General features: G+C 65.7%; 26 protein-coding genes and 3 pseudogenes. 17 read left to right on the top strand and 12 right to left on the bottom strand.

What is annotated here, in order from left to right; all coding sequences use genetic code 11:
* The first annotated feature begins 192 nt into the window (after nt 1-192).
* Nucleotides 193-1209, top strand: coding sequence for an IS1595-like element ISAcr1 family transposase (locus ACRY_RS06325; RefSeq protein WP_007421341.1), 1017 nt, complete (start codon nt 193-195; stop codon nt 1207-1209).
* 380 nt (nt 1210-1589) lie between these two features.
* Here the strand turns inward: ACRY_RS06325 and ACRY_RS20380 are convergent, their stop codons facing one another.
* Nucleotides 1590-1721, bottom strand: a complete 132-nt coding sequence (locus ACRY_RS20380) for a hypothetical protein (protein WP_269214173.1) — start codon at nt 1719-1721, stop codon at nt 1590-1592.
* Between the two features lie 221 nt (nt 1722-1942).
* Here ACRY_RS20380 and ACRY_RS20570 point away from each other — a divergent pair, with 221 nt between their 5' ends.
* The 3 genes from ACRY_RS20570 to tnpB all read left to right on the top strand — a co-directional run bounded on the left by ACRY_RS20570 (nt 1943) and on the right by tnpB (nt 2618).
* A complete protein-coding gene (locus ACRY_RS20570; RefSeq protein ID WP_050751093.1) occupies nt 1943-2125 on the top strand; it encodes a transposase in 183 nt (60 codons plus the stop codon).
* A gap of 89 nt (nt 2126-2214) precedes the next feature.
* Nucleotides 2215-2388 carry a hypothetical protein gene (locus tag ACRY_RS19890; RefSeq protein WP_196796282.1) on the top strand — a complete coding sequence of 58 codons (174 nt, stop codon included), beginning with the start codon at nt 2215-2217 and terminating at the stop codon, nt 2386-2388.
* Nucleotides 2385-2618 carry an IS66 family insertion sequence element accessory protein TnpB gene (gene tnpB / locus ACRY_RS06315; RefSeq protein WP_011941769.1) on the top strand — a complete coding sequence of 78 codons (234 nt, stop codon included), beginning with the start codon at nt 2385-2387 and terminating at the stop codon, nt 2616-2618. Before ACRY_RS19890 ends, tnpB begins: the two co-directional genes overlap by 4 nt.
* 73 nt (nt 2619-2691) lie before the next feature.
* On the opposite strand, the pseudogene ACRY_RS06310 reads toward tnpB, so the two are convergent.
* The 4 genes and pseudogenes from ACRY_RS06310 to ACRY_RS19650 form a co-directional block, all read right to left on the bottom strand.
* Nucleotides 2692-2931 (bottom strand): annotated as a pseudogene (locus ACRY_RS06310) (IS5/IS1182 family transposase); the annotation flags it as partial.
* A gap of 39 nt (nt 2932-2970) precedes the next feature.
* Entirely contained in the window at nt 2971-4194 is a 1224-nt protein-coding gene (locus ACRY_RS06305) for an IS256 family transposase (protein ID WP_011941767.1), read from the bottom strand.
* A 14-nt stretch (nt 4195-4208) separates the two neighbouring features.
* Entirely contained in the window at nt 4209-4613 is a 405-nt protein-coding gene (locus ACRY_RS06300) for a hypothetical protein (protein WP_050751092.1), read from the bottom strand.
* A 138-nt stretch (nt 4614-4751) separates the two neighbouring features.
* A complete protein-coding gene (locus tag ACRY_RS19650) occupies nt 4752-5033 on the bottom strand; it encodes a hypothetical protein (protein ID WP_011941765.1) in 282 nt (93 codons plus the stop codon).
* Between the two features lie 83 nt (nt 5034-5116).
* Here ACRY_RS19650 and ACRY_RS18985 point away from each other — a divergent pair, with 83 nt between their 5' ends.
* The 10 genes and pseudogenes from ACRY_RS18985 to ACRY_RS06255 all read left to right on the top strand — a co-directional run bounded on the left by ACRY_RS18985 (nt 5117) and on the right by ACRY_RS06255 (nt 15058).
* Complete coding sequence (locus tag ACRY_RS18985) at nt 5117-5386, top strand: helix-turn-helix domain-containing protein (protein ID WP_081432874.1); 270 nt, start codon at nt 5117-5119, stop codon at nt 5384-5386.
* 118 nt (nt 5387-5504) lie between these two features.
* Nucleotides 5505-6306 (top strand): annotated as a pseudogene (locus tag ACRY_RS06295) (IS5 family transposase).
* Between the two features lie 524 nt (nt 6307-6830).
* Nucleotides 6831-7277 (top strand): annotated as a pseudogene (locus ACRY_RS06290) (uracil-DNA glycosylase family protein); the annotation flags it as partial.
* Nucleotides 7274-7561, top strand: coding sequence for a 4a-hydroxytetrahydrobiopterin dehydratase (locus tag ACRY_RS06285; protein ID WP_007421687.1), 288 nt, complete (start codon nt 7274-7276; stop codon nt 7559-7561). The pseudogene ACRY_RS06290 and the gene ACRY_RS06285, both read left to right, overlap by 4 nt.
* Before the next feature lie 65 nt (nt 7562-7626).
* The gene (locus tag ACRY_RS06280) at nt 7627-9033 is read left to right on the top strand and encodes a dipeptidase (protein ID WP_011941761.1); all 1407 of its coding nucleotides are present in this window, start codon (nt 7627-7629) and stop codon (nt 9031-9033) included.
* Between the two features lie 4 nt (nt 9034-9037).
* Complete coding sequence (locus ACRY_RS06275) at nt 9038-9637, top strand: ABC transporter ATP-binding protein (RefSeq protein ID WP_011941760.1); 600 nt, start codon at nt 9038-9040, stop codon at nt 9635-9637.
* Entirely contained in the window at nt 9634-10425 is a 792-nt protein-coding gene (locus ACRY_RS06270) for an ABC transporter permease (RefSeq protein ID WP_007421683.1), read from the top strand. The genes ACRY_RS06275 and ACRY_RS06270 overlap by 4 nt, the downstream gene beginning before the upstream one ends.
* Nucleotides 10426-10580: 155 nt before the next feature.
* Complete coding sequence (locus ACRY_RS06265) at nt 10581-12506, top strand: S9 family peptidase (protein WP_011941759.1); 1926 nt, start codon at nt 10581-10583, stop codon at nt 12504-12506.
* Nucleotides 12503-13135: a VC0807 family protein gene (locus tag ACRY_RS06260; RefSeq protein WP_007421681.1), complete on the top strand. Its 633-nt coding sequence runs from the start codon at nt 12503-12505 to the stop codon at nt 13133-13135. Before ACRY_RS06265 ends, ACRY_RS06260 begins: the two co-directional genes overlap by 4 nt.
* 216 nt (nt 13136-13351) lie before the next feature.
* A complete protein-coding gene (locus tag ACRY_RS06255; protein WP_011941758.1) occupies nt 13352-15058 on the top strand; it encodes an ATP-binding protein in 1707 nt (568 codons plus the stop codon).
* 36 nt (nt 15059-15094) lie between these two features.
* Here ACRY_RS06255 and ACRY_RS06250 read toward each other — a convergent pair whose 3' ends face one another.
* Genes ACRY_RS06250 through ACRY_RS06235 form a run of 4 tightly spaced genes read right to left on the bottom strand, consistent with a single transcriptional unit; the run spans nt 15095 to nt 18128 of the window.
* Nucleotides 15095-16108, bottom strand: coding sequence for a glycosyltransferase family 4 protein (locus tag ACRY_RS06250; RefSeq protein ID WP_011941757.1), 1014 nt, complete (start codon nt 16106-16108; stop codon nt 15095-15097).
* Nucleotides 16109-16159: 51 nt separating this feature from the next.
* Entirely contained in the window at nt 16160-16567 is a 408-nt protein-coding gene (locus ACRY_RS06245) for a hypothetical protein (protein ID WP_007421678.1), read from the bottom strand.
* Entirely contained in the window at nt 16564-16977 is a 414-nt protein-coding gene (locus ACRY_RS06240; RefSeq protein ID WP_011941756.1) for a rod-binding protein, read from the bottom strand. The genes ACRY_RS06245 and ACRY_RS06240 overlap by 4 nt, the downstream gene beginning before the upstream one ends.
* Nucleotides 16974-18128, bottom strand: coding sequence for a flagellar basal body P-ring protein FlgI (locus ACRY_RS06235; protein ID WP_011941755.1), 1155 nt, complete (start codon nt 18126-18128; stop codon nt 16974-16976). Before ACRY_RS06235 ends, ACRY_RS06240 begins: the two co-directional genes overlap by 4 nt.
* A gap of 106 nt (nt 18129-18234) precedes the next feature.
* Between ACRY_RS06235 and ACRY_RS06230 the strand changes: the two genes are divergently transcribed.
* Both ACRY_RS06230 and dksA read left to right on the top strand, forming a co-directional pair.
* Nucleotides 18235-18633 (top strand): flagellar assembly protein FliX, encoded by a 399-nt coding sequence (locus ACRY_RS06230; protein WP_011941754.1) that lies wholly within the window; start codon nt 18235-18237, stop codon nt 18631-18633.
* Between the two features lie 121 nt (nt 18634-18754).
* Nucleotides 18755-19171: an RNA polymerase-binding protein DksA gene (gene dksA, locus ACRY_RS06225; RefSeq protein WP_007421674.1), complete on the top strand. Its 417-nt coding sequence runs from the start codon at nt 18755-18757 to the stop codon at nt 19169-19171.
* 39 nt (nt 19172-19210) lie between these two features.
* Here dksA and ligA read toward each other — a convergent pair whose 3' ends face one another.
* From ligA to ACRY_RS06210, 3 genes are read right to left on the bottom strand one after another with little or no spacing between them, the layout of a single operon-like run.
* Nucleotides 19211-21259: an NAD-dependent DNA ligase LigA gene (ligA, locus tag ACRY_RS06220; RefSeq protein WP_011941753.1), complete on the bottom strand. Its 2049-nt coding sequence runs from the start codon at nt 21257-21259 to the stop codon at nt 19211-19213.
* Nucleotides 21256-22935: a DNA repair protein RecN gene (recN, locus tag ACRY_RS06215; RefSeq protein WP_011941752.1), complete on the bottom strand. Its 1680-nt coding sequence runs from the start codon at nt 22933-22935 to the stop codon at nt 21256-21258. The genes ligA and recN overlap by 4 nt, the downstream gene beginning before the upstream one ends.
* Nucleotides 22936-22954: 19 nt before the next feature.
* On the bottom strand, nt 22955-23902 hold the full coding sequence (locus ACRY_RS06210; protein ID WP_011941751.1) for an outer membrane protein assembly factor BamD: 948 nt from the start codon (nt 23900-23902) through the stop codon (nt 22955-22957).
* Between the two features lie 279 nt (nt 23903-24181).
* Between ACRY_RS06210 and rpsA the strand changes: the two genes are divergently transcribed.
* On the top strand, nt 24182-25909 hold the full coding sequence (rpsA, locus tag ACRY_RS06205; protein ID WP_007423283.1) for a 30S ribosomal protein S1: 1728 nt from the start codon (nt 24182-24184) through the stop codon (nt 25907-25909).
* Nucleotides 25910-25942: the final 33 nt, after the last annotated feature.

The raw sequence follows: 25942 nt of genomic DNA, 5'->3' as shown, positions 1-25942 counted from the left end.
GACGGGACACTAGGATTGGAAACTGCATTGATGAATAAAAAAATGTCATCCACGGATTTCTATAATCAATTTTTGGAAACAACAAAATCTCCAAAATCCATACGTTCGATTGAGAACATAAAAAGGGCTACTGATATCATCATACCTTGCCTATCCGGTTGACTCCCATACCTACTAGATCTAGTGTTGGGCATGGATGTCCTGGCCCGTGAAGACCTGCCGTTCCCGCAGTCTCTGCCGGAATTCCAGCGTATTTTCCCGAACGACGCGGCCTGTGCCGCCTATCTCGAAAGCGCCCGCTGGAATGGAGGGTTCGCCTGCCCAAGGTGCGGCGTCGTTGGCGAGCCGTTCCGTTTCGAGGCGCGCCCGGGCGTTCTGCGCTGCCGGGCCTGTCGCAAAGACGTAAGCCTGATGGCTGGGACCGTTATGGAACGCAGTCACACGCCGCTGTCGACTTGGTTCTGGGCGGCTTACTTGATCGCCAGCCAGACGCCCGGAATGTCGGCCGTCCAATTTCAGCGGCAACTCGGCCTGTCGCGCTACGAGACCGCCTTCGGCATCCTTCATAAGCTGCGCGCCGGGATGGTGCGCCCCGAGCGCGACAAGATTGGCGACACGCCGCAAGAACACGTCGAAGTGGATGAAACGTGGGTTGGAGGACGAACCCGAGGCGATGGACGGGGTGTCCATCACAAGGTTCTCGTCGCCTGTGCCGTGGAGGTGCGCCACCGGAAACCGGGAACCAAGCTCGACAATCGGAAAGACGGTCGCTACGCGGGACGCGTTCGTCTCGCTGTTGTCCCCGACCGTAGCGCCAATTCGCTCTGCGGATTCGTCGAAAACGCCGTTGCTCCCGGATCGCTGATCGTTACCGACGACTGGAGCGGCTATGCCGGTCTCGGAAGGCGCGGGTTCGACCACCATGCAATCGCCGAATGCGGCGACCCGGAGGTGGCAGAAGAATTCCTGCCGATCGTCCACTTGGTCTTTACCAACCTGAAGACCTGGATCAACGGCATCCATCACGGGGTCAGCGCCAAACATCTACAAGCCTACCTCAATGAATTCACGTTTCGGTTCAACCGGCGCCTCTATCCCTTCAACGCGTTCCGCTCGCTGCTCGGAATCGCGGGTAGGGCAGCCGCACCAACCTTTGACGAGCTTTATTCCGGGGAATGGACACACCCTACATTTAGTGGGTGTGGGTAACAACCGGATAGGCAAGCATCATACAAAAATCACTTGAAAAGACAAATTCTGAGGTAGCAAAAATTTGCGTAATGCATTTTGGTGGACCAAAATATCAATCAATTTGTAATAATAAAGCTTATAGAAATTATATAAATTTACGCTTTTCTGAGGAAATTATCCGATACTCACCTGATAAAATTGAATCAAAACTGCCCCTTGAGGTAGACGCTGTTATATCGACCCTCAAGCATAAAGTCAGTTTTCTTGAATCCGAGGTTACTCGACTGCGTAGAACATTAGCAAAGCTCAGTCCAGTGAGCGTGGTGGAGATAACATCTCATTCCGAAAGACATTTAAGTGATTCCAGCCCACAAATGCCAACACTTTCCCCTCTTGAATCAATTTCTAAGCAAGAGCGGCAGGACCTGAAGGTCTTTCTTGAGGCCGCATACGACCTGGGTTTTGACGTCGCGGCCGACGGCAGACTGGTGACGAGACAGGGATTGACCGTAATTGGCGATGCCGGCCATGCGCTACTCCGACGGCTGACAGCTTAAGTCGAAGTTTTCACGTGAGAATGACATAAATGCCATGGAATGCTTCGCGTAGCGTCGATTTTTTGTGGGACGATTGTGTCCATCCATTGGGCTTGCGGCGCGATTGGATCGTATGCGGAGTGCTGGCCCCCTTCTTCTGGTGACGGGATGATTTGTGCTGGATCGGTGCGGAGTTTTGGTATCGAGCGGTCTCTATGGACGTAATTAACGACGACGCGAAGGTGGGGTTTCGGCGGATTGAGGTTTTGGCTGGTCAGGGCCGGCGACGGCGATGGTCGGACGAGGAGAAGACGCGGATTGTTGCCGAGACGCTTCGGGCGGGAGCGGCGGTGACGGAGGTTGCGCGGCGCTGGGCGCATTGTCCGCAGCAGATCTGAGCCTGGCGTCGGCTGGCCCGCGAAGGGCACTTGGCGCCCACCGGGACGGGCATGTGCCGGCGTTACTCCCGATCGTGCCGGCGACGCCAATGCCTGAGACGGACGAGGGAAGCGCGGTTTCCGTGGGGCAAGCGGCGCAGCGGACGAGGTCGGCACCATGCATCGAGATCTGGCTCGCCGATGCGGTAATGCGGGTGCCGGTAGAGACGGACGGCACGCTCCTGACCGAGGTGCTGCGGGCGATCAGGGCGTCTGTGCCGTGATCGCGATCCCGCCGGGCGTGCGTGTGCTGGTGGCGATGCGTCCAGTAGATTTCCGCAAGGGAGCCAATGGTCTGGCTGCCGAGGTGCTGGGCGGGGATCCGTTCTCGATCGCGGCGCTGGTGTTTCGCGCGAAGCGGGCGGATCGGATCAAGCTGGACACCCGTATTTACCCTTGCGGATTGAGCGGTTGGTTGGATCTGAATCTGGATACGGCGCTCTTGGCCGTTTGAAGGGCCTTATTTGACCGTCTGCGTGGGTCGCGGAGGCTGCGATCGGTGCCGCAATCCCGAGGTCTGGACGGATTCATCCCATGGCTTGGGCGCGTTCATGGAAGATGAGCCGGTCGAAGTTGTAGGCGATATTGGCCAGGATGAGTTTCGCCTCGGCCCGCGCGATGCCGATGGTGCGGATGAACAGGCCGAACCTGTTCTTCTGGTGGGCGAAGACGTGTTCGACATGGGCACGGATCCACGATTTCGCGGCATTGGCCCGCGCGATATTGTGCGGCATCGGCTTGCCCGCCGGCTTGCGCCTGTGGATGCGGCAGTGTCAGGAATTCCGTGTATGGGCGGCGGTTGAACATCAGGCCGCCAGGGCCCTTACGAAGCGGTCGCCGAAGATGACGGCGAACTGAGCCTTTGCCATAGCCCATTCTCGAGGTGGCATCACCCACTCTTTTTCGGAGCGGTTCAGGATCAGATAGAGCAGCTTGGCCGCGGCCTCATCGCTGGGGAAATGGCCGCGCACGCGGATGGCCCGGCGCAGCTTGGAATTCAAAGCTTCTATGGCGTTCGTTGTATAAATGATCCGACGAACGTCGCCCGGAAAGCCGAAAAAAGGGATGACTTCCTGCCATACCCGGCGCCAGCTCTGGCCGATGGCGGGGTATTTCTGGCCCCATGGACCGGCCTCGAAATCGGCGAGAGCGGCCTCGGCGGCCCTGGCATCAACGGCCCGGTATATGTCCTTGAGCGCGGCCGCGACCGCCTTGCGGTCCTTGTAGGATACGAAATCCATCGAATTCCGGAGCAGATGGACGATGCAGGTCTGCACGATCGTCTCGGGAAAGACGGCCGTGATCGCCTCCGGGAACCCCTTGAGGCCATCGACCACCGCCAGCAGGATGTCCTCGACGCCGCGGTTCTTCAGCTCGTTCATCACGCGCAGCCAGAATTTGGCGCCTTCGTTCTGCTCGATCCACATCCCGAGTTCGACCTTCGTCCCGTCGGCCATAACCCCCAGCGCGATATGGATCGCCTTGTTACGGACCACGCCCTCGTCGCGGATCTTCACCCGGATGGCATCGAAGAATACCAGCGGATAGACCGGGTCCAGCGGACGCTGCTGCCAGGATGTCACCTCGTCCAGCACCGCATCCGTGATCGTGCTGATCAGCTCCGCCGAGGCATCCATGCCGTAGATCTCGCGCAGATGTTCCGCGATCTCCCGGGTGCTCATCCCCCGCGCATACATCGAGATGATCTTGTCATCGAAGCCTGGAAACCGGCGCTGGTATTTGGCGATCAGCTGCGGATCAAAGCTGCCCGCACGGTCTCGCGGGATCGCAATCTCGATCTTCCCCGTGCCGGTCGACACCGACTTGCGGCCATAGCCGTTGCGGCTGTTCTCCGCCTCCGCTTCGTCACTCAGATGGTAATCCATCTCCGCGCTCAGGGCCCGCTCCGCCAGAGCCTTCTTCAGCGTGTTCACCAGATCCCCGGAATTCAGCGCTGCCGCCGCGTCTCCCCCAGCCAGAAGCTGGTCCAGCAATTCGTCCGGGATCGCCGGCGCTCTCCGTCGTGCCATATGGGTCTTCCTTTCTACCCACTATGCCACTCACACACGAAATTCAGGACACTGCCGTGGATGCGGCTGACCAACATCCTTGATGCCAGCCATTTCTCGTTTGTCTGCGAGCGATAGGCGCTGTCGGCCCAGACCTCCGAGGAGGAATTCTGTGTGCTCACCCGTCGCGACAGCATCCGCCCATCCGGTTGCGCGGCCGAGGTCACCGCACTCTCCCGGATGAAGCCGAAGCGTCGGTCGATCGCGATGTGGGATTTGTAGCCGAACACCGGCAGCACAACCTGGGGCAGTGGCGTGCCGTCCGGCCGATACCGGATCTTGCCGCCGATCTTGAGCGTCCACCGCGCGTCCGTGTCTTTTTGCGCTGCCTCGTGGGGCTCGTCCGGCCAAATCTCACGCGCCACCGTTACCAGCGCCACAGAATGGCTCTTCCTCGCCCATATCCGCCTGCTCACAAGGAAAATCTCACGCAACTGATAGCCGCCCTACCATTCAGATTCGGGCTCTGAGTCGACTTACGCTTCCAGACTGACCTACCAAAAGAACTTTTGCGTTATTTATGCTCGCCGTGCCGCCATACGCTCTTGTGTTTCATTGTAGGTCTTAGCAACACGTGTTTCTAATTGTGGCTCGAGATCTTTCGCCGCTTGCCACAACATTTGCACAAGCTGCTCGTGCCCTAGGATCAGAACGCCAGTAGCCGTCGTATATTCACACAGTGCTTGGATAATCAACCTGCGTTCGACTCCAGGGTCATTGCGGACGAAATCTTTAACAAATTCTTCGAGACCGATCCGAATGTCATCGATAACGATTCGCGATTTGTGCCGGTGGCTCACGGGAATTTTCCAGGATCATGTAAGGAACAATATGATGCGTATAATCCGTGGTTTGATAGACATCAATCTGCTCGCTTTCAGATATGCGGGCGAACGAAATTTTTGCATGGAACCTAAGACGAACACGGGTCAGCCAAGGTAGGTCTCAAGAGAAGCTTGCGATTGATGCGGCCTTGGACCGGACGTATGTAAGCCGCCTTGAGCGCTGTTTGGAAAACCCTTCTCTGAATACCATTGAGCGGTTGGCCAATGCATTGAATGTTGAACTAGCGACATTTTTCGTCGCTCCGCCTCCCAGCGCGCCAAGACCCAACGGCCTGTCAAGAGGTAGAAAGGCAAAAAATAAAGTGTAACGCCGCCGCCACCTAAATGGCTGTCTCGAAACGCATTCGAGATAATTGGGTAATGGGCTGGGTGGCCGGGCAGATCGTGATTCGTCAAGGTTGCAAACGCACTGTACGAGACCGCGATGTGGACCCGACCACCCGGCGGCGACATCGCCGCGACGGGCTACGCTATGGAAGCGACCTGACCGATGCCGAATTCATCATTCTGTTGCCGTTCCCGCCGCCTGATGCCGATAGTGGCCGGAAACGAGCGCATTCCATGCGGGAGATCATGAACGTCATCTGCTACATGCTGCGAGGCGGCATTGCACCGCGGCTGACTCTGGACGGCTTCCCGCCATGACGGACGATGTATCGCTTGTTCGCCCGTTTGCGCGACGAGGGAACGTGGGAAACCATAAGCCACCAACTCATCATGCAGGACCACGAACGGGTGTGCCGCGCGGCGAGCCCGTGCGCGGCTGTCATCGACAGTCAAAGCGTCAAGGCAATTGAGAGCGGCGGTGTGCGGGGCTATAATGGCGGCAAATTGATCAAGGACGCAATCGCCAAGCGGTGGCGGACACCGACCGCCGGGCGCTCAAGCTCCATGCCCGCGCACCCGACATTCAGGATCGCGACGGTGCCGGGCCGCTGTTGCGTGGATCACGCCGGAGTTGGACGTTCGTGCAATTCGCGTTCGCCGATGCCGGATACCAGGGGCCGCGTGTCGCACGCGGCCGGTTCGATCCGTGTCGAGATCGTGCGCAAGCCGCCACGACAGGTCGGCTTCACCGTGCTCGCCCGCCAGTGGGGGGCAACGCTTCTTCTCCTGGATCAACAGCAGCCGCCGTCTGGCCAAAGACGTCGAGGCAAGCATCGCCTCCGCTGAAACCTTCATTTACGTAGGTTCCGCTATACTAGTATTGCGAAGACTGACTCGTTGAAAAGCCGTCTCGAAACTGAATCTAAAACGCCAAAGCCGTCACGGCCGCCGCCCGGATCCGCTGTCCTTCACCTTCAGACGATCGCAACTCGCGAGATTAAAGCTCGCTGATTTAGATCAATATTTTTAAAACATTTTTTTTAATGATATATTTTGTAAGAACAAAAAATTTCTATATTCCTTTTTAAAATCGACATATCAGATGGTTTATTATTAAATTTTCAATATCGGGATCTTCGATAATATATTTTTGACAGACCAAATAAGCGAATTTGCATTTTTGCCATCCATGCTTTCCATAGGAGGGACCCGTAATCTTAATGGCCGCCGACGCAACAAGTAAAATCTTGCGAGGCGGCCATTAAGATTACGGGAGGTTCCTGTGGTAAGCGTGGGTGGCGGGCACAGCCAGAGGTTCAGCATATCGAAACAATCCTTTCTGCAATGACACGAAAAATTGATATAAGGAGCACATACTCTATATAAAATATTGAAATATAACGATAAGTTGTATTAGAGCTATCACAAACTGACATTCCCTGGAACGATCCCTCGGGCGACCGGCTGCGCGACTGGCTCGGCATCGACCGGGCCACGTTCTACGACGAAAGCCGGATCGCGATCGTGCCGATGGGGCTGTGCTATCCGGGACGGCTGGCGCGCGGCGGCGACGCCCCGCCGCGGCCGGAATGTGGCAGGCTCTGGCAGGGGCGGCTGCGCGCGGCGATGCCGGCGATCCGCCTCACGCTGCTGGTCGGCAGCCACGCGATTCTCTATCATCTCGGCAAGGGGGCGATGGAGGAACGGGTGCGGGGTTTTGGGGCGTTCCTGCCGGAGCGGTTTCCGCTGCCGCATCCCTCCTGGCGGACACGGGCCTGGGCGGCGCGGCGGCCCTGGTTCGAGACCGAGGTGATCCCCGCCCTGCGCGCCGCCTTCGCCGCCGCCCTCTCGGAGCAAGGAGACACGACATGATCCCCCGCCTGACCGATGCCGAACGCGCCGCCCTTGTCGACCTCTTGCCGGAATGGTCGCTGGCGAAGGACCGCGACGCGATCGAACGGCGCTTCGCCTTCGCCGATTTCTCCGAGGCCTTCGCGTTCATGACGCGGGTGGCGCTGCTCGCGGAGAAGCACGACCATCATCCGGAATGGTCGAATGTCTACAATCGCGTGACGATCCTGCTGTCGACCCATGACGCGGGGGGGCTTTCGGCGCGCGATATCCGCCTCGCGGAGGCGATCGACGGGCTGGCTTGAGCGCCGCTGTCTTTTCCGGCACGCCGCCCTCCCCTATCGTCGTGCCGCCAACAGAGGGACATTCGATGAGCACCAGCAGGATCGACGACGTTCTCGCCCATATCGACGCCCATCTCGACAGCGCGCGCGGGCGCTGGTTCGAGCTGTTGCGGATTCCCTCGATCAGCGCGCAGGGGCTGACCGAAACCTCGCCGCACCGGGCGGATTGCCTGCGCGCCGCTTCACATATGCGCGACCTGCTCGCGGGGATGGGATTCGCGGCACGGCTGTCGGAGACCAGGGGCCTGCCCGGCGTGATCGCGACGCATCACAAGGCCGGGCCGGATGCGCCGACCGTGCTGTATTACGGGCATTACGACGTGCAGCCCGCCGATCCGCTGGACCTCTGGCACAGCGATCCGTTCGACCCGCAGCTTGTGGACCATCCGGAAGGCCCGCGCGTGGTCGCCCGCGGCGCGGTGGACGACAAGGGCCAGGTGATGATGGTGCTGGAGGCGGTGCGCGCCTGGCTCGACGTGACGGGCGGCCTGCCGGTGAACCTCACCGTGCTGCTGGAGGGCGAGGAGGAATGCGGCAGCCCCTCGCTCGCCACCATGCTCGAGGCCGAGCGCGACGCGCTGAAGGCCGATTTCGTGCTCGTCGCCGACACCAACATGTGGGACCGGCAGACGCCGGCGATCACCACCAGCCTGCGCGGGCTCGCGGCGGTGGAGGTGCGGATTTCGGGGCCGGACCGCGACCTGCATTCCGGCCTGTTCGGCGGGCCGGCGCTCAACCCGATCCGCGCGCTGACCCGCATTCTCGGCGACCTGTTCGACGCCGACGGGCGGATCCGGATTCCGGGCTTCTATGACGGCATCCTCGATATTCCGGCGGACGTGCTCGCCTCCTGGCGGGCGACGGGGTTCGACGAGGCCGCCTGGCTCGGCGGCATCGGCCTCGCCCGGGCGAGCGGCGAGCGCGGGTTTTCGGTGCTGGAGCAGAACTGGGCGCGGCCGACCGCCGAGATCAACGGCATTTTCGGCGGCTATCAGGGCGAGGGCACCAAGACGGTGATTCCCGCCGAGGCCGGCGCCAAGCTCACCTTCCGCCTGGTGCCGGGCCAGGACCCGGCGAAGGTGGTCGAGGGGTTCAGGGAATTCGTTACCGCGCGGCTGCTGCCGGATGCGAAGGCGCGTTTCGAGGTGCATGGCGCCTCGGCCGGGCTGGTCGTGCCGGTCGACCTGCCCTTCGTCCGCGCGGCGCGGGCGGCGCTGGAGCAGGAATTCGGCCGCAAGCCGGTGCTCGCCGGATGCGGTGCGTCGATTCCGGTGGTCGAGGCGTTCGAGCGGCAGCTCGGGCTGAAGACGCTGCTGGTCGGCTTCGGGCTGGACGATGACTGCATCCACAGCCCGAACGAGAAATTCGAGATGCGCTGCTTCCATCGCGGCATGCGGGCCGAGGCGCGGATGCTTGCCGCCTTCGCCGGCTGAGGCGGTGGCGTCATTCCTGGTGGCGGCCGGCCTGCGCGGGGCCGCGGGCGGGCCGTTCGACCTCGAACTCGGGCGCGGCGAGGCGGTGGCGATCACCGGCCCGTCCGGGGCGGGCAAGTCGGTGCTGCTGCGGATGATCGCCGATCTCGACCCGCATGAGGGGCGGGTCGCGCTCGGCGGGGCGGACCGCGCGGCGATGCCGGCGCCGTCCTGGCGGCGGCGCGTCGCCTATCTGCCGGCCGAGCCGGGCTGGTGGCACGAGACGGCTGCCGCCCATTTCCCCGACCGCGCGGCGGCGGCGGAGATGATGCCGCAGCTTGCCCTGGCGCCGGCGCTGCTCGACCAGAAGATCCACCGGCTTTCGACCGGCGAGCGGATGCGCCTCGCCCTGATCCGCACCATCCTGCCCCGGCCCGACGTGCTGCTGCTCGACGAGCCGACCGGCGCGCTCGATCCGAAGGCGACGGTGCTGGTCGAGAAGCTGCTGGCGCTGCGCCTTGCCGCCGGCACCGCGATCGTGATGGTGACGCATGACGAGGAACAGGCCCAGCGCCTTGGCGCGCAGCGGATGCATCTCGAAGGCGGGCGGCTGAACCTCGCATGACCCCGATCGACCTGACCCCGGCGGATCTGCTGATCGCCGCCTCGCTCGTGCTGGTCGATGCGCTGGCCTCGGTGCTGCTCGGCCTCAGGCTGCACCGGCAATTGCTGGTCGCGGCGGCGCGCTGCGCCGTGCAACTCCTGCTGATCGGGTTTTTGCTCCGCTTCGTGTTCGCCGCCGAGGCGCCGCTGCTCACGCTCGGCATCATCCTGCTGATGGTCGCGATCGCCGGACGCGAGGTCGCGGCACGGCCGGAGCGGCGGCTCGCGCGCTACGGCAACCAGATCGCCGGGCTTTCGGCGGTGGCGCTGGCCACCTTCATCACCGCGGTCTTCGCGCTGGCCACCGCGATCCGCCCGGAACCGTGGTATGCGGCGCGCTATGCCATTCCGCTCGCCGGGATCATGCTTGGCAACGCGCTCAACGCCGCCTCGCTCTCGCTCGACGCGCTGCTCTCGGCGGTGACGCGCGAGCGCGCCGCGATCGAGGCGCAGCTCGCCCTCGGGGCGACGTTCCGCGACGCGATGCGCCCGCTGATCCGCGAGGCGGTGCGCCGGGGGATGCTGCCGATCGTCAACACCATGTCCGCCGCCGGGCTGGTGACGCTGCCGGGCATCATGACCGGGCAGATCCTCGCCGGGCTGTCGCCGGTTTCGGCGGTGAAATACCAGATCATGCTGATGTTCCTGCTCGCCGGGGCGACCGGCATCGCCGCCGTGGGCGCGGCCTATTTCGCGGCGCGGCGGCTGACCGACGGGCGCGAGCGGCTGCGGCTCGACCGGCTGCACTGAAACGGGGCGCGGTTTCGCCGCGCTGGCGGGGCGCGGCGGTTTCGCCGCACTGGCGGGGCGCGGCAGTTTCGCCGCCCTGACGGGGCGCGGCGGTTTCGCCGCCCTGACGGGGCGCGGCGGTTTCGCCGCGACGCGATCTCCGATAGGAAGTCCGCATGGACCGCACGACAGACACCACCGCCCTGCCCCTCATTCCGCGCGCCGCCCTGTTCGGCAATCCGCGCCGGGCGGGCGCGCAGATCAGCCCCGATGGCGGCACGATCGCCTTTCTCGCGCCGCGCAACGGGGTGATGAACCTCTTCGTCGCCCCGCGCGGGCGGATCGACGCGGCGCGGCCGCTGACCGACGAGCGGCGGCGCGGCATTCCGGGCTATGCCTGGGCGCATGACGGGCGGCATCTTCTCGTGGTCAAGGACAATGACGGGGACGAGAATTTCCATCTCCACGCCGTCGACCGCGAGACCGGGGCGATGCGCGACCTGACGCCGCACGGCCCGATCCAGGCGAGCATCGTCAAGCTCTCCCCCCGCCATCCCGGCGAGGCGGTGGTCAGCCACAACGCGCGCGACCCGCAATGGCCGGATCTCTACCGGATCGAGATCGCGACCGGGCGGTCGACGATGATCGCGGAAAATCCCGGCCTCGCCGGCTTCGATGTGGACGAGGATTTCGCCCTGCGCCTCGCCGCGCGGCTGGAGGGCGACGGCAGCCAGACGGTGCTGCGCCCGGATGGCGCCGGCGGCTGGGCGCCGTTCATGCGTTTCGCGCCGGAAGACGCGATGACCTCGGGCGTGCTTGGCCTGTTCACCGCCGATGGGCGGGCGACGCTGATGCTGAGCAGCGCCGGGCGCGATACCGCCGCGCTGTTCCGCCTCGACCTCGAGACCGGCGAGGCCACCATGCTCGCCGAGGATGCGCGGGCGGATATCGGCGAGATCATCGTCCGGCTGCACGAGAACACGCCGCTCGCCTATGGCGTGAATTACGAGCGCAACCGCTACGTGGCGCTCGATCCCGCGATCCAGCCGGATCTCGACGCGCTCGATGCCGCCGGGATCGGCGATTGGGGCATCCAGTCGCGCAGCGAGGACGACCGGTTCTGGATCGTCGGCGCCGCCTCGGACACCGCCCCAGGCGTGGCCTGGCTGTATGACCGGAAGACGCGGGCGCTGGAGAAGCTCTACGACACAAGGCCCGACCTTGCCGACGCCCCGCTCGCACCGATGCGCCCGGTGGTGATCGCCGCACGGGACGGGCTGTCCCTCGTGTCGTACCTCACCCTGCCGGCGGATGGGGGATCGGCGCCGCGGCCGCTGGTGCTGCTGGTGCATGGCGGGCCGTGGGCGCGGGATTCCTTCGGGTTCAACCCGTATCACCAGTGGCTGGCCAACCGGGGCTATGCCGTGCTGTCGGTCAATTTCCGGGCCTCGACCGGGTTCGGCAAGGCGTTCCTCAATGCCGGCGACCGCGAATGGGGCCGGGCGATGGATGACGACCTGCTCGATGCGGTGGACTGGGCGATCGGCCAGGGCATCGCCGATCCAAGCCGGATCGCCATCATGGGCGGGTCCTATGGCGGGTATGCGACGCTCGCCGCGATGACCCGGAATCCGGAGCGCTATGCCTGCGGGGTGGACATCGTCGGTCCGTCCAATCTCGAAACCCTGCTCGCGACGATTCCGCCCTATTGGGAGGCGGGGCGCAGCATCTTCACCCGCGCGCTCGGCGACCCGGCGACGCCGGAGGGCGCGGCGCTGCTGCGCGAGCGCTCGCCAGTGCACCAGGCCGCGCGCCTCGCCCGGCCGCTGCTGATCAGCCAGGGGGCGAACGACCCGCGGGTGAAGCAGGCCGAGTCCGACCAGATGGTGGCGGCGCTGAAGGCGAAGGGGATCGCGGTGACCTACGTCCTGTTCCCCGACGAGGGGCACGGTTTCGCGCGGCCGGAGAACAGCATCGCCTTCAACGCGATCACCGAGCATTTCCTCGCCGCCCATCTCGGCGGGCGGGCGGAAGCGTTGGCGGCGGAAGAGATCGGCCGGTCGACGGCGCAACTCCTCGAAGGGGCGGAGATCCTGCCATGAAGGGCATCGTCACCCGCAAGCGCGTCATGATGGCGCTGGAAATCCTGTTCAATTTCCTGCTGCCCTGGACCGTCTATCATTTCAGCAAGCCGCATATCGGCGAGATCCACGCGATCATGGCCTCGGCGGCGCCGCCGATCGTCTGGAGCCTCGTCGAGTTCGCCCGCCACCGGCGGGTCGACGCGATCTCGGTCATGGTGCTCGGCGGCATCGCGCTCTCGCTCGCCGGGTTCGCGCTCGGCGGTTCGCCCAAGCTGCTGCTGATGCGGGAATCGCTAGTCACCGGACTGATCGGCTTCATCTTCATCGTCTCGGCGCTGATCCGCCGGCCGCTGATCTATGTGCTCGCCAGCGCCAGCCTGAAGCGGCAATCGGCCGAGGACAGCGCGGAATTCGAATCCTATCGCCACCAGCCGGGCTTCCGGCGGGTGATGACGGTGATGACGATCGTCTGGGGCATCGGGCTGGTGGTGGAGACGGCCGTGCGCAGCGTGCTGGTGTTTTCGCTGCCGGTCGGCCGGTTTCTCATCGTCGGGCCGATCGTCGGCTACGTGACCATCGGGCTGCTGATGCTGTGGACCTTCCTCTATGGCCGTTCCGCGGAAAAGGCTGGACTTCTGGAAGGATGAGACCTACCTACATTTAAAATTCATGACATTACATTCATATATTGGACATGTATCAAGTCCGTATGAGTTTTAACCAAATCTTGTTTTACCGACAGACTGCGAGTGCCGGGCTTGTGACGGAACGGGGCAAAAAAGCGGCGGTGGGCGACCTCGCCACGGCAATGATGTGACCGCGCGGGACGCCGGTTCCCGGCCGCGGGCTGGAGACAACCGACGGTGGCTGAGACTTCGATCCCGCTGACGCTGGCGCAGGCCGGTGCGACCGATCCGGCGCCCGAAGCGTTCATGCCCGCCATGATCGCCGGTTTTGACTGGGCCGCGACACCGCTCGGCCCGATCGATACCTGGTCGGCAATCCGGCGGCGGACCGTGCAGCTGATCTGCCGCTCGGACATCGCCATCGCGACAATGTGGGGCCCCGAGGGCATCCTGATCTACAACGACGCCTGCGCCGCGCTGCTTGGCCGGCATCATCCGGGCAGCCTCGGGCAGCCGGCGGCGCAGGCGAACCCGCGCATGAAGCGCTTCATCCGCGACATTCTCGCCCGTGTCCACGCGGGCGAGACGGTGGTGCTGCACGATTACAGCCTGGTGTCCGACCGTGGCGACAGCCCCGAGCAGATCTGGCTCAGCCTGTCCTATACGCCGATTCTCGACGCCGACGGCCGGATCGACGGGGTGCACGCCGCCCTGACGGAAACGACGAACCAGGTGCGCGAGCGCGAGGAGGTCGAGACCGCGTTGCGGCAGTCGATGAAAATGGAGGCGATCGGCCAGCTGACGGGCGGCATTTCGCACGACTTCAACAATCTTCTCACCGGGATTCTTGGCAATCTCGACATGCTGGCGACGCGGATCGAGCAGGGCGACCACGCGTCCGCGATGTCCTATCTCGATGGCGCGCGCAGCGCCGCGAGCCGGGCCGCCGGCCTGACCCAGCGGCTGCTGACCTTCGCGCGCCGGCAAGCCCTGGCGCCCGCCGCCATCTCGGTGGCGACGCTGCTCGACGACCTGCACGAACTGATCGACCGGACCGTGGGGCCGGCCATCGAGGTGCAAACGCTCTACCCGCCGGATCTCCGCGCCGGCTTCTGCGATCGCAACCAGCTGGAGAACGCGCTGCTGAACCTCGCCATCAACGCACGCGACGCGATGCCGGAAGGCGGCAGGCTCACGATCGAGGCGAGCAATGCCACGCTGGTAGCACCCGCCCGCGGCCAGACGCACACGGAAGGCGACTATGTCCGGCTGACCATCACGGATACCGGCTGCGGCATGTCGGACGAGGTCAAGGACCGCGTCTTCGAACCGTTCTTCACCACCAAGCCCGCAGGCCAGGGCACCGGGCTCGGCCTGTCGATGGTGTATGGTTTCATCAAGCAGTCGGGCGGGCACATCGAACTTGCCAGCGAGGCCGGCAGGGGCACGAAGATCAGCCTGTTCATTCCCTGCAACCAGCTTTCCGGCGCCACAGAAACATCAGACGCTCCGGCGCCGGCGCCCGACATGCGATGGGACGAAACCTCCGGCCTCATCCTCGTCGTCGATGATGAGCCGGGCCTGCGCACGCTGCTCGCCGACATGCTCCGCGAACAGGGATTTTCCGTGCGGATGGCCGCGGACGCGGAAGCCGCCCTCGCGATCCTTCGCGCGGAGCCGGATATCGATCTGCTGATCGCCGATATCGGGCTGCCCGGCGCCATGAATGGACGGCAACTGGCCCTTGCCGCGCGCGCCGACCGCCCCGAACTGCCCCTTCTTTTCGTGACCGGGCTGGACGAAACCACATCGTCCGGACCGCCGTTCGACAGCGCGCCCACCGCGATGCTGCGAAAGCCCTTCTCGTTCGGCTGCCTTCACACGCAGGTCGGCCTGTTGCTGGCCCATAGCCGGACGGCGACACCGCCCCGAAGCATGGGCTGACCGGACGCTCCTCGGGAAATCGTCGATCCGGCGGTTTCAGCCGGCGAGCGCGCGCAGGGCCCTTGCCTGATCCGGCCAGTTCGGCAGGCCGCCAGCATGTTTCCAGGCAATGGCGCCCATCTGCGCCCTCAGCGCCGGGCTGAAGACCAGGCGGCGCAGCGCCTTGCCGAGCTGGGCGACGTCATCAACCGGGGCGACGATGCCGGCCCCGGTGGGCACGAGCTGGCCGGCCGCGCCGCCATCGCAGATGGCGACGGGCAAGCCGCGCGCCATCGCCTCGGCAATCGCCATGCCGAATCCCTCGAAGCGCGTCGCCAGCGCGAACATGTCCGCCTCCGACCAGGCATCATCGAGCGCGCCGCCGGTGAGCGGCCCGCGCCGTTCAACGCGCCCGGCAATGCCGAGATCGGCGGAAAGACGGTCGAGCCCCGCGGCATAATCCGGATCGCGCGGCTCTCCCGCCAGGACCAGCCGCCAGTCGAGATCGTGCAGCGTCGCAAGCGCGCGGAGCAGAATGTCGTGCCCCTTGCGGTATGTCAGGGTTCCGAGGGCCAGCAGCGTGCAGGGGCTGCCGTCCGGCGGGACCGGGCTCAATGTCCGGCATGGATAGCGGTCGGTCCCGGGGACCAGCACCGTGATCCGTTCGCGGATGACGCCGAATTCGGCCGACAGCCTGTCGGCGATCGGATCGCTCGCGGCGATGACGCGGCTGAAACCGGGCAGGACCTGACGCTCGAATGCCTTGAGCGCCTGCCGACGGTCCTCCGGCGTGCCCGGCTCCAGGGCTGTCGGATGGTGGATGAGGGCAATCGCCCCGCGCGCCTGCAGCGCGGGAATCGCATCACGCGCAAATTCGAAGGCCGCACCTTCCACAAGCACGAGCGCCCCGGCATCCATCCGCTCAGCGAATGACGATGCGACCGGCGCATCCAGCGCGTGAATCTCCGAACTTCCCCCCAGTTCCCCCCAGGCAGCGAGCAGGCGGCGGTGGTAGAACGATGCGCCCGTCACGGATTTGAACGGGGCTTCTGTGATCAGCACCAGCTTCATGGAGCCGGGATGCCACAGGCACCCCGATCTGGCCAGAGATCGGCGGTGAGATCAGGCCCGCAGGACGAGCGCGACGGGGGCGGTCGGCCGCGCCGCGCCCTCCTGGCCATAGGGCTGCAACGGCTCACCGGCCGCGCGGCTCGTATCGAGCGCCTGCATGACCGTCTGGATCACCCGTTGCTGCGTCTCGATCGCCTGGCGCAGCAATTTCCCGTTGGCCGCCGCCGCCGCGTCCAGGCGCTGCTGCACCGCCTCGACCCGCCGGCCGTCGCGCGGTTTTCCGGCGACGCCGAGATCCAGGGCGGCCTCCAGGCGGCCGATCGCCGCGCGCTTGGCCTCGGCAAGCGCCGCGCTCACGGCAAAATCCTGAATCGAGAGGCTGCGGTTTTCCTCTTCCAGGATCGTGGCCAGGGCCTCGGCGGCTTCGATTGCACTACCCGGTGATGTGTCGTTGTTCATGAACCTGATCCTGTCGATGAGGAGGGCGCCGGAGACGCCGCGCCGTGCGACGTCGCGCCGGATGACATTTTCGCCTTCTGCTGGTCGGCCTCGAGCGCGCGTTCGATCATCGGTGCCAGGCCGAGGCCGCCCCGCGCCTCGATCGACTTCGCGATCGCGTCGATGAAGAAGGGCCGGAACGATTTCTCGACCGAGCCGCCGCCGAATGGCGCCTGCGCCGAGCCGACGGAGGAAAACATCGGCTTGAGCAGCTGGGCGATCGCCATCGCCTCGAAATGATGGGCGGCCTTCACGATTTCGGCACTGCCCTGGGGCGACTGGCCGGCCCGGGGAAGCGGCGCGGCCTGCGGCTTGGTGAGCGAATCGAGCGCCGCACCGAGAGGCAGACCGGATACGGAGCCCACGGTCATTGCACGACCAGCCGTGCCTGCAGGGCGCCGGCCGCCTTGATCGCCTGGAGGATGCTGATCATGTCGTGCGGTGCGACACCCAGCGAATTCAGGCTCGAAACCAGTTGCTGCAGGCTGATATTGCCGTGCACGATATCCATCTTCTTCCCCCTGTCCTTCTTCACGGAAATCGAGGTCTGCGATGTCGCGACGGTGGTGCCGCCGGCGAGCGGATTGGGCTGGCTGACAACCGGGGTGTTCTTCACCGTGACGGTGATGTTCCCCTCGTCGATGGCGACGGTGCTGATCCGCACATTCGCACCCATCACGATGGTGCCGGTCGCCTCGTCGACGACGACGACCGCAGGCGTAGACGGCTGAACGCGCAGATCCTCGATCTCGGCCAGATCGCTGACGACATTGCGCCCCTTGAGATCAAGGGTGATCGTGCGCGGATCGTCCACCGTTGCAATCCCCGGACCAAGACGCTCGTCGATGACACGCGAAATACGCATCGCGGTCGTGAAATCGGGGTTGCGGAGCTCGAGTTTCGGCGTCTTCTCGGAAGCCAGCTTGAAGCTGACCGAACGCTCGACGATGGCGCCGTTCGTGATCCGGCCGACCGTAGGCACGCCCTGCGTGAAGGATGCGTTCGCCCCCGCGGCCTGGATGGCTCCGGTGACCAGCGAACCCTGGGCGACGGCATAGACCCGGCCATCGGCGCCGAGCAGCGGGGTCACCAGCAGCGTGCCGCCGGTCAGATCCGTCGCATCGCCCATCGCCGACACCGTGACGTCGATCGTCTCGCCGCTATGGGCGAAAGCCGGCAGGTTCGCCGTGACCATGACGGCCGCGATGTCCTTGGTCTGCAGGTTCTGGGCCTGGTTCTGCGTGTTCACGCCGAGCCGTTCGAGCATGCCGATGAGCGACTGGCGCGTGAAGATCGAGTTGTTCAGCGAGTCGCCGGTACCTCTGAGGCCGACGACGAGGCCGTAGCCGATCAGCTGGTTGTCTCGTATCCCCTGTATGTCGGTGATATCCTTGATCCGGACCTCGGAAAATGCCGGGCGCATGCACTGGACAAGGATGCAGACCGCCGCCCAGACGATCAGCAGAACCGCCCGCCAGCGATGCTGGCCGCTGCAGCAGATTACAAAGAAATTTCGGGTCATCCTGGCGCGATCATTTTGGTCACTGCACAGGACTTTCGCAGCAAAAAGTTAACAATTTGCAGCTATCAGAAATTTTGTGAGGCGGCGGCTTCGGATGGAGAGTTGAATGACGAGAGTTTCAGGGCTGCGCGGCAGCGGGCCGGTCGGCGGCATTGGCGGCAGGACCGGTCCCGCCGCTGCGGCAGGCGGCGGCTTCACGATCACGACCCAGAGCCAGCAGGCCGCCATCGCGGTCGCGCCGGTGGACATGGCCGGGCTGATCAGCCTGCAGGACGAGGACGGACCGGTCCGGCGCGACCGCGCCGCGCACAGGGCCGGCGAACAGACGCTGGGATCGCTCGCCGCGCTCCAGGCCGCGCTGCTCGGCGGCGCCCGGCCGGATCTCGACACGCTGCGCCAGATGATCGAGAACATGCCCCGTCCCGCCGATCCGGCGCTGCAGACCGTCATCGGCGCCATCAGGCTGCGCGCGAGAGTGGAACTCGCCCGCCACGAAAGGTTGTGACCATACGGTGAATTGCTCCCTTCGTGGCCTTGGCGTCCGATTGCCGCGCGGCTATAAGCCGGCCACCTGCGGCCTCTCATCGACTGGATCAGAGGCTCGTGCGTTGGAGGAACTGACATTAATGTTAATTACTCTTGCACCGGACTATTCGCCGAGCGAGGATGAAGAGTTCATGAATCCGATGCAGGTCGAATTTTTCCGCCAGAAGCTGCTTCGCTGGCGGCACGACCTGCTGATGGAAGCCAACGGAACCCTCGCCAGCCTGTCCGAGGGCGGCATTCTCGAACCCGACATTACCGACCGGGCCAGCGTCGAAACCGACCGGGCCCTCGAATTGCGCACCCGGGACCGCGCCCGCAAGCTGATCGGCAAGATCGACCAGGCACTCGCCCGGATCGAAAACGGCACTTATGGCTATTGCGAGGAAACCGGCGAGCCGATCGGCCTGAAACGGCTGATGGCACGGCCGATCGCCACACTGTCGATCGAGGCGCAGGAACGCCACGAGCGGCAGGAGCGGATCCAGCGGGACGACTGACGGATGCTTTGAATGCCGACGCGGTGACCGCGCCGGCGTTCAACCGGGCGGAAGCCCCGCGAGAGATCGGAATTCCGCCTCGCTGAGGACGGTCACGCCGAGGCTGGCTGCTTTCGCGGCCTTGGAGCCGGCGTCCGCGCCCACCACCACGAAGTCGGTCTTCTTCGAGACGGACTCGGTCACCCTGGCCCCCAGTGCCTCCGCCCGCGCCTTGGCCTCCGGGCGGGTGAGCGACTCGAGGGTGCCGGTGAAAACGATCGTCTTGCCGGCGAGCGCCCCGCCCGCCGCCGCGACCTCGTCCTCGATGGTCAGCATCGGCACCAGGCGGTCGAGCAGGTCGCGGTTATGCGGTTCGGCGAAGAAACCGGCGAGTTCCTCGGCGATCGATGGGCCGATCCCGGAAATCGAGCCGAGTTCCAGCCGCGCGTCGGAACCGATCACGCCCGCCTCCTCCATCTGCCGCCGCCACACGGCATAGGACGAATAGTGCCGCGCCAGCAGCTTCGCGTTCTGCTCGCCGATCCGCCTTATGCCGAGCGCGTAGATGAAGCGCGCGAGGGAAATCCGCCGGCGGGCGTCGATCGCGGCGATCAGCTTGCGCGCCGAGACCTCGCCCCAGCCCTCCAGCGCCGCGATCGCGGCCTCGCGGTCGCGGAGGGTAAAAATGTCCGCCGGGCTTTCGAGCCAGCCGAGGCCGTGGAACTCCTGGACCGTCTTTTCGCCCATGCCCTCGATGTCGAAGGCGAGGCGCGAGCAGAAATGGATCAGGCGCTCGACCACCTGGGCCGGGCAGCTCAGCCCGCCAGTGCAGCGGCGCACCACCTCGCCGGCCGGGCGAATCGCCAGCGCGCCGCAGACAGGGCAGTGATCGGGGAAGACGAAGGGCACCGAGTCGGCCGGGCGGCGCTCGGGCAGGGCGCGGAGGATCTGCGGGATCACGTCGCCGGCGCGCTGGAGCTCCACGGTGTCGCCGATCCGCACATCCTTGCGGGCGATCTCGTCCTCGTTGTGCAGCGTCGCGTGGCTGACCAGCACGCCGCCGACATTCACCGGATCGAGCCGGGCGCGCGGGGTGAGCGCGCCGGTGCGGCCAACCTGGATGTCGATCCCGAGCAGGGTGGTCAGCGCCCGCTCGGCGGGGAATTTCCAGGCCACCGCCCAGCGCGGCGCGCGGCCGGCGAAGCCGAGGCGCTCCTGCAGCGCCAGATCGTCGATTTTATAGACGACGCCGTCGATATCGTAATCGAGCCCGGCCCGGCGCTCGCCGATCGAGCGCTGGAAGGGTTCCGCGCCCGCCTCGCTCACCCGCTCCGCCAGCGGGTTCACCGGGAAGCCCCAGCGGCGCAGGATCGCGAGATAGTCCCAATGGGTCTCGCCCACCGCCTGGCTCGCGGCGCCCCGCGCATAGGCGAAGAGCGAAAGCCGGCGGGATGCGGTCACCGCGGGATCGAGCTGGCGCAGGCTGCCGGCCGCCGCGTTGCGCGGATTGGCGAACTGGCGGGCCTGCCCCTGGTTGAGGGTGATGAAATCCGTCTTGGTCATGTAGACCTCGCCGCGGATCTCGATGAAATCCGGCGCGTCGTCCGGCAGGGTTGCGGGGAGTTCGCGCAGCGTGCGGAGATTTTCGGTGACGTCCTCGCCCTCGGTGCCGTCGCCGCGCGTCGCGCCGCGCACGAAACGGCGGTTCTCGTAGGTCAGCGAGATCGACAGGCCGTCGATCTTCGGTTCGGCGACGAAGGCGAGCGGTGCCGCGCCGAGGCCGAGAAAGCGGCGGATGCTGGCGCAGAACTCGACGAAATCCGCCGGCTCGAACACATTGTCGAGCGAGAGCATGGGAAGGCGGTGGCGCACCTTGCCGAACGCGCCCGACGGGGCCGCGCCGACCTGGTCGAGTGCGGCGGCGAGATCGGGATGCGCGGCCCGCAGGGACTCGGCTTCGCGGCGCAGCGCGTCATAGGCCGCATCGTCCATGATCGGCGCATCGTCGCGATAATAGGCGGCATCGGCGGCGGCGAGCCGCTCGACCAGTTCGGCCAGCCGCGCCTTCGGGTCCGCCGGTTCCGGCACGCCGCTCGCGGGACTCGTCACGATCCGGCCATGAGGCTGCGCGCCGCGTCTCGGGCGGCGTCGGTGATGGTTTCCCCGGCGAGCATGCGGGCGATTTCCTCCTGGCGCGCGGTCGGATCGAGTCGTGTGACGGTGGTCCGCGTCCGGTCGCGGGCGCTGGCCTTGCTGACCTGGAAATGCGTATCGGCGCGGGCGGCGACCTGCGGCGAATGGGTTACCACGAGAACCTGCGTCTCGCGGGCGATCCGGGCGAGGCGTTCGCCCACCGCGGCCGCGGTAGCGCCGCCGATACCGCTGTCCACCTCGTCGAAAATCAGCGCGCCGACCGGCGATTCGCCGGCGAGCACGACGTTGAGCGCCAGCAGCAGGCGCGAGAGTTCGCCGCCGGACGCCACCTTGTCGAGCGGGCCGGGCGCGCTGCCCGGATTGGTCGCGACGAGGAAGCGCACGGCGTCCGCGCCGCGCGCGTTCCATTGCGCCTCCGGCAGGTCGGTGCGGGCGACGACGAATCGCGCGCGGTCGAGCTTGAGCGGCGCGAGTTCCCGCGCCACCGCGGCGGCCAGCCGTTCCGCCGCCGCGCCGCGGGCCTTGCTGAGGGTGGCGGCCGCCTCGCGATAGGCGGTGCGGGCGGCACGGCTCGCAGCCTCGGCGCGGGCGAGTTCCTCGGTGCCGGCATCGAGCGTCGCGAGCCGGGCGGCGAAGGTTTCCAGCAGCGCCGGCAGTTCGACGACCGGAACCGCGTGCTTGCGCGCCATGCCGCGCAGGGCGAACAGCCGCTCCTCGATCGCTTCGAGGCCGCGCGGGTCCGCCTCGGCCTCGGAGACGGCGCGGGAGAGCAGGGTTTCGGCCTCGGCCAGCGCTTCCTCGGCCCGTTCGATCGCGGCCAGCGCCTGGCCAATGGACGGCCCCTGATCGGCCTCCGCGATGCGGGCGAGCGCGCGGGCGGCGGCGCGCAGCGTTGCCGCGGGGCCGGCGGAGCGGCGCTCGCGCGGGGTGAGTTCGGCAAGCGCGCTGCCGATCGCCTCGGCCCGCCGCTCGGCGCCCTGAAGATGCTGCCTTGCGGCCGCGAGTTCCTCGTCCTCCCCCGCGCGCGGCGCCAGGGCGGAGAGTTCCTCGACCGCGTGGCGCAGGAAATCCTCGTCCCGCCGCGCCGATTCGAGCGCCGCCTCGGCATCCGCCCGGGCAGCCTCGGCGGCGCGCCAGGAGGCGAACAGCGAGGCGACGGTCTCGCGCAAGGCCGGATCGACGCCGAATTCGTCCAGCATGTCGCGCTGGGTCGCCGGATCGGTCAGCCCGATCTGGGCATGCTGGCCCTGGATCTCGATCAGCAGGTCGGCAGCCCGGCGCAGCAGGGCGACGCTGACCGGCTGGTCGTTCACCAGGGCGCGTGACTTGCCGTCGCGCGTCAGGATCCGTCGCAGCAGGATTTCATCGCCGGCGTCGATTCCCTGGTCGGCCAGCAGGGCCTGCGCCGGATGGCCGGCGGCCACGGCGAACGACGCGGTGACGACCGCCTGTTTCGCCTCGGCCCGCACCAGTCCGGCATCGGCACGGTCGCCGAGCGCGAGGCCGAGCGAATCGAGCAGGATCGACTTGCCCGCGCCGGTCTCGCCGGTGAAGACGGTCAGCCCGGGCTCGAAGCCGATATCGAGCCGGTCGATCAGGATCACGTCGCGGATGGAGAGCGCTGTGAGCATGACCCCGGCGCGCCTCCGTTCAGAGCAGGCCGAAAAGGAACCCGCCCGAGGCCTTCGGCTTCACCGCACCGTTCAGAAGCCCGTGGCTGCGGAGCGTGGCATAGGCATTCCGGTACCACCGCGAGCCGGGATAGTTGTAGCCGAGCACGGCGGCATTCCGGCGCGCTTCCTTGACCAGCCCGAGATCGAGATAGCACTCCACCAGCCGGTCGAGCGCCTCGGGGACGAAGGTCGTCGTCTGGTATTGCTGGACCACGACCTGGTAGCGGCTGATCGCGGCGGCATAGAGATTCTGCCGCTGGTAGAACCGGCCGACCTCCATCTGGTGCCCGGCTAGGCGATTCTCGACCAGCCGGAGCTTGATCCGCGCATCGCGCGCATAGGCGCTGTCGGGGAAGCGCGAGATCACGTCCTGCAGGGCCTGCGCGGCCTCGAGGGTGAAGGTCTGGTCGCGCTGCACGTCCTCGATCTGCTCGTAGAAGCAGAGCGCCTTCAGATAATAGGCGTAGGCGGCTTCCGGGCTGGCCGGATGGAGCTCGATGAACCGGTTGAGCGCGCTGACCGCCGAATCGAAATTCTGCTCGCGGTATTCCGCGTAGCCCTGCAGCAGTTCGGCATGGCTCGCCCAGGTCGAATAGGGGTAGTTGACCTCGATCTCGCCGAAGGTCCGCGCCGCCTTCTTGTTCTCGCCCTTGTGGAGATAGGCGATGCCGTCGGCATAGAGGGCCGAAGCCGGCTTGAGCGGCTTGGACAAGGTCTTGTCCGCGCCGTCGTGACCGCTAGAGGTGCCGGTCTTGGCTCCGCCGCCGAACAGGCCGCAGCCGCCCAGAGCCAGCGGCATCAGCAGGACCAGGGCCGACAGCGCGCCGGCGCGTCGCGGGCGCTTCCGCGCCTGCGGGGGAAGGAACGGGGCCGGCCGAGCCGGAGTCTGCGAGTGCGTCATCGGGGCGGGCTTATAGCATGTCATTCGGCGGCGCGAAGCCTCCGGCCGCGGCGGGACCGTGGAATCGCGCCGGAATGCTTGCAAAACAAGGTAAAAAGGCCTATCCCCGGCCACAGCCGCGGGCGAGGTGCATGCGGCCTGTCGTCATTGCGGCGTCCCTTTCCGGCGGATGCGGCCAGGCGATACCCCTCAACCCCACCCGGCAAAGCCGGGCAGACGTGGCCACGATGATCGGACATACGGCGTGGCGCGCAAACCAAACCGGCCGCTTTTTGGCCTCGTTTCAAGGATTTAAACCGCTTCATGGGTTCAACCGCAACTGCCATGCGCTCGCAGGGCGCTGATCACACCACCGGTACAGAGGACTTCGCCGCGCTGCTCGACAGCACGCTCGGCAGCAATACCGGCTTCGAGGGCTCGGTCGTTTCCGGCCGGGTCTCGCGGATCGATGACGATTACGTCGTCGTCGATGTCGGGCTGAAGAGCGAAGGTCGCGTGCCGCTGAAGGAATTCGGCGCGCAGGAGATCAAGTCCGGCGACACGTTCGACCTCTATATCGAGCGCTACGAGGACAAGGACGGCTCGATCGTCCTGTCGCGCGAGAAGGCGCGGCGCGAAGAGGCCTGGACGGCGCTGGAGCGCGCCTATGAGCAGCAGGCGCGGGTCAACGGCGTGATCCACGGCCGCGTCAAGGGCGGCTTCACCGTCGATCTCGGCGGCGCCACCGCGTTCCTGCCGGGCAGCCAGGTCGATATCCGCCCGGTGCGCGACGTCACCCCGCTGATGGGCGTGCAGCAGCCGTTCCAGATCCTCAAGATGGACCGCGCGCGCGGCAACATCGTGGTCTCGCGCCGCGCGGTGCTCGAGGAAACCCGGGCGGAACAGCGCAGCGAGCTGATCCAGGGCCTCAAGGAAGGCCAGATCCTCGACGGTGTGGTCAAGAACATCACCGATTACGGCGCGTTCGTCGATCTCGGCGGCGTCGATGGCCTGCTGCATGTGACCGACATCGCCTGGCGCCGCATCAACCACCCGGCCGAGGCGCTGACCATCGGCCAGCCGGTGCGCGTGCAGGTGATCCGCTTCAACCCCGACACCCAGCGCATCAGCCTCGGCATGAAGCAGCTCGAGACCGATCCGTGGGAAGGTGTGGACGTCAAGTATCCGCCGGGAATCAAGGTCACCGGCCGGGTCACCAACATCACCGACTACGGCGCCTTCGTGGAGCTGGAGCCGGGCGTCGAGGGTCTCGTGCACGTCTCCGAGATGTCGTGGACCAAGAAGAACGCGCATCCGGGCAAGATCGTGGCGACGAGCCAGGAAGTCGAGGTCATGGTGCTCGACGTGGATGCCGGCAAGCGCCGCATCTCGCTCGGCCTCAAGCAGGTCCAGCGCAACCCGTGGGAACAGTTCCTCGACGAACACCCCGTCGGCTCGATCGTCGAGGGCGAGATCCGCAACATCACCGAGTTCGGCCTGTTCATCGGCCTCGCGCCTGACATCGACGGCATGGTCCACATGTCCGACCTGTCCTGGGACGAGCCGGGCGAACTCGCCATGGCCAAGTTCAACAAGGGCGAGATGGTCAAGGCGAAGGTTCTCGACGTCGATGTCGAGAAGGAGCGCATCAGCCTCGGCGTGAAGCAGCTCGAGGAAGATCCCGCCGCCGGCGTGCTCGACCGTGTCCACAAGGGCATGATCGTGACCTGCGTGATCACCGCCGTGCAGTCGAACGGGCTCGAGGTGAAGGTGGACGACGTGCTCACCGGCTTCATCCGCCGCGCCGAGCTGGCGCGCGACAAGTCGGACCAGCGGCCGGAGAAGTTCGCCGTCGGCGAGAAGATCGACGCCAAGATCACCGCCGTCGACCGCGCCGCGCGCAAGCTGCAGCTCACGGTCAAGGGCAAGGAGATCGACGAGGAGAAGCAGGCCATGGCCGATTACGGCTCCTCCGACTCGGGCGCCTCGCTCGGCGACATCCTCGGTGCCGCCATCCGCCGCCGCAACCAGCAGGCTCAGAGCGAAAACTGAACCGGCACGACCGGCCAAAACTGGCAAACGCCG

The sequence above is a fragment of the Acidiphilium cryptum JF-5 genome (assembly GCF_000016725.1).
GTDB classification, from domain to species: Bacteria; Pseudomonadota; Alphaproteobacteria; order Acetobacterales; family Acetobacteraceae; genus Acidiphilium; species Acidiphilium multivorum.
This window is presented reverse-complemented; position numbering and strand designations above follow the sequence as displayed.

Excerpts from the sequence above, each read along its gene's own strand:
- ACRY_RS06325 (WP_007421341.1), top strand. The coding sequence starts at position 193 with ATGGATGTCCTGGCCCGTGAAGACCTGCCGTTCCCGCAGTCTCTGCCG.
- ACRY_RS20380 (WP_269214173.1), bottom strand. The coding sequence starts at position 1,721 with ATGGCCGGCATCGCCAATTACGGTCAATCCCTGTCTCGTCACCAGTCT.
- ACRY_RS20570 (WP_050751093.1), top strand. The coding sequence starts at position 1,943 with ATGGACGTAATTAACGACGACGCGAAGGTGGGGTTTCGGCGGATTGAG.
- ACRY_RS19890 (WP_196796282.1), top strand. The coding sequence starts at position 2,215 with ATGCCTGAGACGGACGAGGGAAGCGCGGTTTCCGTGGGGCAAGCGGCG.
- ACRY_RS06305 (WP_011941767.1), bottom strand. The coding sequence starts at position 4,194 with ATGGCACGACGGAGAGCGCCGGCGATCCCGGACGAATTGCTGGACCAG.
- ACRY_RS18985 (WP_081432874.1), top strand. The coding sequence starts at position 5,117 with ATGCGGGCGAACGAAATTTTTGCATGGAACCTAAGACGAACACGGGTC.
- ACRY_RS06285 (WP_007421687.1), top strand. The coding sequence starts at position 7,274 with ATGATCCCCCGCCTGACCGATGCCGAACGCGCCGCCCTTGTCGACCTC.
- ACRY_RS06280 (WP_011941761.1), top strand. The coding sequence starts at position 7,627 with ATGAGCACCAGCAGGATCGACGACGTTCTCGCCCATATCGACGCCCAT.
- ACRY_RS06270 (WP_007421683.1), top strand. The coding sequence starts at position 9,634 with ATGACCCCGATCGACCTGACCCCGGCGGATCTGCTGATCGCCGCCTCG.
- ACRY_RS06265 (WP_011941759.1), top strand. The coding sequence starts at position 10,581 with ATGGACCGCACGACAGACACCACCGCCCTGCCCCTCATTCCGCGCGCC.
- ACRY_RS06260 (WP_007421681.1), top strand. The coding sequence starts at position 12,503 with ATGAAGGGCATCGTCACCCGCAAGCGCGTCATGATGGCGCTGGAAATC.
- ACRY_RS06250 (WP_011941757.1), bottom strand. The coding sequence starts at position 16,108 with ATGAAGCTGGTGCTGATCACAGAAGCCCCGTTCAAATCCGTGACGGGC.
- ACRY_RS06245 (WP_007421678.1), bottom strand. The coding sequence starts at position 16,567 with ATGAACAACGACACATCACCGGGTAGTGCAATCGAAGCCGCCGAGGCC.
- ACRY_RS06240 (WP_011941756.1), bottom strand. The coding sequence starts at position 16,977 with ATGACCGTGGGCTCCGTATCCGGTCTGCCTCTCGGTGCGGCGCTCGAT.
- ACRY_RS06235 (WP_011941755.1), bottom strand. The coding sequence starts at position 18,128 with ATGACCCGAAATTTCTTTGTAATCTGCTGCAGCGGCCAGCATCGCTGG.
- ACRY_RS06230 (WP_011941754.1), top strand. The coding sequence starts at position 18,235 with ATGACGAGAGTTTCAGGGCTGCGCGGCAGCGGGCCGGTCGGCGGCATT.
- dksA (WP_007421674.1), top strand. The coding sequence starts at position 18,755 with ATGTTAATTACTCTTGCACCGGACTATTCGCCGAGCGAGGATGAAGAG.
- recN (WP_011941752.1), bottom strand. The coding sequence starts at position 22,935 with ATGCTCACAGCGCTCTCCATCCGCGACGTGATCCTGATCGACCGGCTC.
- ACRY_RS06210 (WP_011941751.1), bottom strand. The coding sequence starts at position 23,902 with ATGACATGCTATAAGCCCGCCCCGATGACGCACTCGCAGACTCCGGCT.
- rpsA (WP_007423283.1), top strand. The coding sequence starts at position 24,182 with ATGGGTTCAACCGCAACTGCCATGCGCTCGCAGGGCGCTGATCACACC.